The sequence below is a fragment of the Halococcus thailandensis JCM 13552 genome, assembly GCF_000336715.1.
Lineage (GTDB): Archaea > Halobacteriota > Halobacteria > Halobacteriales > Halococcaceae > Halococcus > Halococcus thailandensis.
Map to the genome: position 1 here is coordinate 280 of NZ_AOMF01000085.1, position 6,147 is coordinate 6,426.

4 protein-coding genes are annotated in these 6,147 nt (G+C 51.3%); 2 read left to right on the top strand and 2 right to left on the bottom strand.

The genetic code is table 11. The features are described from left to right. Positions 1–2,669: 2,669 nt before the first annotated feature. Positions 2,670–3,641 carry a YgaP family membrane protein gene (locus tag C451_RS20725; protein ID WP_394295059.1) on the top strand — a complete coding sequence of 324 codons (972 nt, stop codon included), beginning with the start codon at positions 2,670–2,672 and terminating at the stop codon, positions 3,639–3,641. A 110-nt stretch (positions 3,642–3,751) separates the two neighbouring features. Then, positions 3,752–4,099, top strand: coding sequence for a hypothetical protein (locus C451_RS21715; protein WP_152420381.1), 348 nt, complete (start codon positions 3,752–3,754; stop codon positions 4,097–4,099). A gap of 86 nt (positions 4,100–4,185) precedes the next feature. On the opposite strand, the gene C451_RS21720 is transcribed toward C451_RS21715, so the two are convergent. Both C451_RS21720 and C451_RS03405 read right to left on the bottom strand, forming a co-directional pair. Then, positions 4,186–4,623, bottom strand: a complete 438-nt coding sequence (locus C451_RS21720) for a DUF7319 domain-containing protein (RefSeq protein WP_152420382.1) — start codon at positions 4,621–4,623, stop codon at positions 4,186–4,188. 359 nt (positions 4,624–4,982) lie between these two features. Next, entirely contained in the window at positions 4,983–5,759 is a 777-nt protein-coding gene (locus C451_RS03405; protein WP_007737729.1) for a hypothetical protein, read from the bottom strand. Positions 5,760–6,147: the final 388 nt, after the last annotated feature.

Here is a 6,147-nt window from a genome sequence, read left to right on the forward strand (position 1 = left end):
ATTCGTGGGGAGAACGTGTGGATCGCCAGCGTGTGAGCGTTGCTGGCCGGCAGCGGTGAAGTCGAAGGCGGTTCGGATAGCAGGGAAATTAGAGGGATTCCGTCGGGCGCTGTACGGGCGTTATGAGGGACGTAGAGATATTGATTTCAACCATGTGGTGGCGAGTTTACCGTGGTTGGTGTTGGATTCGGATGCGCCGCTGGAGCGAGCGCTGTTGATTTTGCAGACGTTGTTGGAAGAGCAGTGGGGTATTGAGGGGTTTGTGGCGATTTTCCATCCGTATAGAATCAAGAAAGAATATCGGAAGGACCAGTACGATCACGGTGGGGAGGCGGGGGAGGGGGAGATGACGTGGGCGGACGTGCTGGATGAGGATGATCCATCGGAGTATTTGACGTTTGAGCCGCATTTCCATACGTTCTTCGCGGCCCCACGGGGATCGTTCGATTATATGACAGCGAAGGCGATTGAGGAGGATTCGGGCTGGTTGTTCCACCGGGTAACGAAAGGGGAGGAGAGTAACGTTTCGGTGAGTGATCTTTCGGATTTAGTGCATCAGTTGACGTACTGTTTTTCGCACGCAGGTGTCATCGAGAAGGGAGGGAGGGCCGAATTGGCGAGTCGGATGAAAGGAGATCTCCACGACTGCTATATTCCTCAGGGGGTGGAAGAGGANGTCATCGAGAAGGGAGGGAGGGCCGAATTGGCGAGTCGGATGAAAGGAGATCTCCACGACTGCTATATTCCTCAGGGGGTGGAAGAGGAGGTTGTAGCGATTTTCTGCGAAGCTGCGCCGAAACTGTTGGGAACACGGTTTGCGAATCTCTCGGGAGCAACATGCGACGCGGACGTATCGGTATCGGGTGGATCTGATGGAGAGAGCGAGGAATCGGGGGATGTGTGTGAGGACTGTCGGAAGCAAGTGCTGGCGGATCATCCGCTAGAGGAGGTATGGAATCCAGACGGGGAGGTGTCGATGTCAGGGAGTTCGGGGAGTGATCCGTGGTCGGCGGGGACTCTCGACGCAGGAGCAGGTGGTGAGGGTGAGGAGACGAATGGATGGGTAGGNGTCAGGGAGTTCGGGGAGTGATCCGTGGTCGGCGGGGACTCTCGACGCAGGAGCAGGTGGTGAGGGTGAGGAGACGAATGGATGGGTAGGTGAGGGTAGTTCATCGCGGTCGTCATCAGACGGGCCGAGAGCGGATTCTGAGGCGGATGTGAATGAGCGGTCGGAGTCGGGGGCCAGTACAGGGAACGAGCGGTGTGGTGGGGAGCTGAGACCGATACATGAGGCGGCTGATAGATTGGAAGATGAAGAGTGGTGCGAGCAGGCCGAACACGTGGATGGGTTGCGGAGAGCGGTAGCTGAGTGGCGTCGGCGAACGGGCGGGAGCGAGGAATTGGCGTGGACAGATGAAGATGATGAAGATGGGTATCCGGAGGTAGTTCAGGACGACTGAGCGGCGTTTCGAGAGGCATCACTGTTCTGGAGAGGGTTATTTCGGGGTTCGCGCGCAGTCTGACCGACGGTTTCGTGTATTCACGGATGGGAATTCCCAGAACCAAGTTGGTTATTTTAGGAATAATCTTTGATATCTTTTGGTAGTAAATCGACTGAAGGCGGTGGGATCGGTGGGTGATTGAGTCGGAGGTTCTCGCAAGTATCTACTGATACTTTTCTACTCTCCCTCCGCCGCCTGTATTCGCTGTTGGTATCGTCGAGGTTCGGGGNGAGTCGGAGGTTCTCGCAAGTATCTACTGATACTTTTCTACTCTCCCTCCGCCGCCTGTATTCGCTGTTGGTATCGTCGAGGTTCGGGGTGAGGGCGGCGGTCGAGTCGGAGGTTGTCGCAAGTATCTCTAATACTCCTTTTTTCTCTCTATAGCGCAAATTTTCGCTAGCGCCTGCGGCGCGGTTGCGGTCGCGGCGCGGACTAATTCTTATCCTGCCTGCCCTCCGGCCCCTTGTGGGCCGTGAGGCACCGCGGTGCGGTCGCCAGCCCCACAGGGGCTGGCCTCGCGGTCGCAGGGGCATGTGCTGAAGGAGCTGATTACGTTCGGAGATTCGCGTAAGGGTAACGAAGAGTGGGTTGCGTTTGTAGCAAGAGAGATTTTGTGGGTGGGGGGTGAGTAGTTGGTATGATCGGACCTGCTGAGATTGAGGAAGTGTGTTCGGATTGCGGAGCGCGTCGACGAGTGATTGAATCGTTCCCGAAGCAGCCGTTGCGAGTGAGTAAAGTCCGGGAGTTGAGTTCCCACCCGCAGATAGGAGGAATTCATCCGGTGATGGCAGTGCGCGGATCAGCAGTAGGGATTCCAACGGAAGCGGAGATAACGCGACAGATAGTTTTAGCGACAGGGGAGAAAACGCGGGTAGTCGGGTATTATGAAGGGACAGGATGGGNGTTCAGTGAATCGTTAGTGAAGGATACAACCGAGGCAATGAGTGATATATTGGGAGAGGATGTGATTGAGGAGGAATTGGATTTAGAGGATATTGCTGGAGTTGGTCAGTCTTAGCAGAGGTTCGTTCTTTTTGTCCTGACGCCGAAGCGTTCGGGAGTGTGGCTATCAGCACGGATAATCTCAAAGAACAGTTGCTGAGTAGAAAACACTGTACTGTTCGTAATGCCGGAAAGCGTATGGAGTTAAAGGATGAATATCGTATAATGACTGTCCCTCCGTCTACACTATCAGATGATGTGAGGAATACATCAACCAGTGCAGATGAGGGNGACCCTGATAACAAACACGGTAATAGTAATATGAATAATAATGACACTTCTGAAGAACCCAAATCGAGGCCGGCTACAGCCGACACAGACGATGATATTGAAGAACTTCGACGGGCAGTTGAAGATAAATACGATTTCGAGAATTTCGATGCGCAGAACATGGCTCAGATGGATGCAGAAGAGGGGGACGCTGTTTTTGACCCCGATTCGTGGATTACTGGTGACAGACTTCTAGATCGTGTTGAGGCAGATCTCAAAAATCGTATAGCGGACCGAGATGTCTTTGCTCGGATCAAACGATTTAGTGGNGGTGACAGACTTCTAGATCGTGTTGAGGCAGATCTCAAAAATCGTATAGCGGACCGAGATGTCTTTGCTCGGATCAAACGATTTAGTGGTGATGATGAAACTAATCGTCTTGTCGCATACTCCGATGAAGGATATGTGACGGTGTATCCGGATGGTAGTGTCGAAGGTCAGGGTACTGTCCTCCGTGATGTCAAACCGACAGTCGCACTATGTTCGATGGACGATTATGAAATCACTCCGCCTCCAGATGGAGAACCGCTACCGGATCCATCCGAAGTGCCAGAATCAAGCGGTGAACTCGGCAATCTCATGCTCCAAATAATCGCTTTTGCTTTACTAATTGGTGGTGTAGTTCTTGTAGGCGCGGCGGTATTCGGTGATCTTGGTAGAGCCGCAATCATCGCAGGAGTTGTTGGGCTTGGATTCGTTATTACTGCATTGCTCTTTTTCATCCTTGTTGCGAACGCTCGATTGTCTGACCGGTTTCGTGCTGAGGAATATCGAGACCGATTACGGTCAGTTGGACTCGGATCGGGCGAACAGCCTGATTTCGACCCAAGCAAGCTTGATAGGCAGATCAAAAATCAAGATGAGTAATTTGATGTCGTATATGTATGGTTTTGTCACTTGTAGTTGTGGATTTGCTATACTATGTAACAAACCCGCCGGTAATATGTGCAATCCCTTTATATCCCGAAATTGCCGTCATGAACGAAGATACAAATCCAACTGACGAGCCAGTAACCAAAAGGGCGTTTCTGAAACGGGCCGGCACGGCGGTAGGAAGCACGGCTACAGCTGCTGTTATTTATAGTAAAAATGCTGAGGCTATCAACAATGGGGCACGAGTCAAAGCTTTGGGTAACAACGCTGGTATCTTTGGTGGCGTCGGCTTTCTCGGCCCGCAGAATCGTCTCGGAACGATAAGCAACAACGCCAGAGGCAAAGTTTTACGTCAAAAAAGCGACGGTATTGGTAGGACATTTGCTAGAGTCAACTGGTTTAATAACGATCCTACTGGATTCACACGAGTCGTGTATCTCAACACTGTATAAGATTCTGTTTTTGAGGTTGTTTTGAGCAATTTCCGATTTATATCTAAATACCCAACATCTCATAAAAATGCATCGTATCGGAGCAGCTATTCCACATCGAATTTTGTTTGGATTGTATATGTGATTGATGAGAAGATTAGGAAAAGAAAGCCCGTGATGGGTAGGATAATCATGTCCGCAAATGATAATCCTCGAATAACCCATATTCCGATTAATCCAATACCAATCAGTAATTGTGTGGTCACAATCATCTGAATTCTTTGATTGGTATTGTTGTTGAGTTCAGAATTTTTATTTGTTTTCAGATATCTTGAAACTATAAATTCGACATCTTCTACTATAGTACCTTTTCCATTTACTTTTCCATTAGAATCTACAATTGCAAATCCATCATCAGAATATATTATTAAATCACCCGAATCAAGTCGATCAAAATGAATTGCATCTCTCCTTTCCGTCACATACGATCTCATATCGCTCTCAATTTGGCCCATGAATTCTTCTGTATCAGTTTCAGATTTCATCTGGTACTCCTGTATTGGCTCTCAAACCACTCAAATCACGCATATTTTCTATAATCAACTTCTAGCATCGATGTCCTTAACATCAGCTATTATGTCTGTTGTGGGATGTGTGATTGGCATTTTTGGTTTCACTGCTATATTGCTGTCCTCCGTTGGAATCTTCATGAATGGTTCACGGCTATTGCCTGTGGATGATTGCAAAAGCTATTGACATCCTTGCAGGGACCGGAGGATTGGCAGAATATGCACGAATCCATGAGGAGAGATTGATTCGCTTAGATAGCGTGAAAGCACCAGTTCATTCGGAATCCGGTGTGTCCACCTCGGCGTAGTCGGGCGATTTACTTCGCCAATATATTCTATTCGGTAGTTCCTGATGCCGGTTTTTCTCTGATGGTCTGGTAGGTTTCGGTGAGATTCCCGCCGTATGCATAAATCGCCACGCCGATGCCGAGTGCAACGCCGAGGAGCGCGCCAACGCCCGCCAGCACCACGCCGGTCAGTAACTCCGACGCGACGAGCGCGACCGCGACGATCACGCCGAGATAGGCGACGATCGCACCGACGACGAGATAGCCAGCTGGTTTGGCGAGTCGGCGGAGTCGAGCGCGAGTGCGTTCGTCGGTGGCCTGCTGACGAGTGATCCCATCGAGTTGGCGTTGGGTGCTGGTCAGCGTCTCTTGAAGCGCGCTCACGTCGTCTCTGAGCCGTTGCATATCGTCGGAGGCTGCACGGGTGTCCATTTTGTCTTGGAGATCTGCAACGGCGTCTTTGGTCGCTTTCGAGCGCTCGCGATTGTCCCTCGATCGTTCGGACTGAATCGAGAGAGTGGTGTTGTTGCTTTCCTGCTGGTCGCTCATCTCATCGACCTCTGCTTCAACATCTTCGAGCCGGTTTTTGATACGAGAGACTTTCTTGCGGTAGTTCTGGACGGATTCTCGCGCGCTGGTTCCGGCCTCGTAGCCTTCGCGGGCGAGTTCGCGCATTTCGTCACGAGTGGCGGGCGTAGCGATTGCGTCAGTGTTCTGCTCTAACCACAACGAACCTTCGTCAGTGAGGCGGAATTGGCGGGGTTCATCGTCGTCAGTGCGGGCGGCTTCCTCGACTAGTCCAGCGGGAATCAGGTAGCGTTCCATGCGATAGAAGACCTGGGAATTTTCGGAGAAATCAGCGCGCTCTCGCAGCCGGCCAGCATAGACCCAGCCCTCACCACGTAAGCGAGTCAACATTAATTGGGACTCTCGATCAACCCGATTCTCGTCGGCCCAAAGGACACTGCTCATCCCCTCCCCGTAATAGCTACGAGGCTTTCAGTCTTTACCGGGGGGATAATAGTTGAAAGCGATTTTCAAACAGTACGACAGCCTTTACGCGCGGGAAGGGATTCTGTGACACGACAAGAAAAACTGGAATCTGGAGGTCAGAAAGAGGAGCGATTGAGTGTGAGGTAGTGAACAAGCCCGAGGGTCAGGCCGGGCTGAGAGCCGCACCTCAGTTCCCGGTAGGGCTACGAATAGTGGAGGG